Annotated in this window: 1 protein-coding gene; it reads right to left on the reverse strand. The window is 51.2% G+C overall.

Annotated elements, in window-relative coordinates:
* Positions 1-1,037 (reverse strand): elongation factor Tu (gene tuf, locus AAC147_RS04405; protein ID WP_047685765.1); only part of this gene is annotated, 1,037 nt, incomplete at both ends.

Raw genomic sequence — 1,037 nt, forward strand, 5'->3', positions numbered from 1 at the left:
TCACCTGGCATTACCATCTCTACGCCTTCTGGCAGTTCGATAGTACCGGTTACGTCAGTGGTACGGAAGTAGAACTGTGGACGGTAACCTTTGAAGAATGGAGTATGACGGCCACCTTCATCTTTGCTCAGGATATACACTTCAGATTCGAACTGAGTGTGTGGGTGGATAGAACCGGGCTTCGCCAGAACCTGACCACGCTCAACGTCATCACGCTTAGTACCACGCAGCAGAACACCGACGTTCTCACCTGCACGGCCTTCGTCCAGCAGTTTGCGGAACATTTCAACACCGGTACACGTTGTTTTGGTGGTTTCTTTGATACCAACGATTTCAACTTCGTCACCCACTTTAACGATACCACGCTCAACACGACCAGTAACTACAGTACCACGGCCGGAGATGGAGAATACGTCTTCGATTGGCAGCAGGAATGGCTTGTCAATGTCACGCTCTGGTTCTGGGATGTAAGAATCCAGTGCTTCAGCCAGTTCGATGATTTTCGCTTCCCACTCTGCGTCGCCTTCCAGCGCTTTCAGAGCAGAACCACGGATGATTGGAGTGTCATCGCCTGGGAAATCGTATTGAGACAGCAGCTCACGGACTTCCATTTCTACCAGTTCCAGCAGCTCTTCATCATCAACCATGTCACACTTGTTCAGGAACACGATGATGTATGGTACGCCTACCTGACGGCCCAGCAGGATGTGTTCACGAGTCTGTGGCATTGGGCCATCAGTTGCAGCCACAACCAGGATCGCGCCATCCATCTGAGCAGCACCAGTGATCATGTTTTTCACATAGTCGGCGTGGCCTGGGCAGTCAACGTGTGCGTAGTGACGAGATGGGGTATCGTATTCTACGTGAGAAGTAGAGATGGTGATACCACGTGCTTTTTCTTCTGGTGCGTTATCGATCTGGTCGAATGCACGCGCGTTACCGCCGTAAGTTTTCGCCAAAACGGTAGTGATTGCAGCAGTCAGGGTAGTTTTACCGTGGTCAACGTGGCCGATAGTACCAACGTTAACGTGCGGTTT

The organism is Xenorhabdus sp. NBAII XenSa04, assembly GCF_963866145.1.
Lineage (GTDB): Bacteria > Pseudomonadota > Gammaproteobacteria > Enterobacterales > Enterobacteriaceae > Xenorhabdus > Xenorhabdus indica.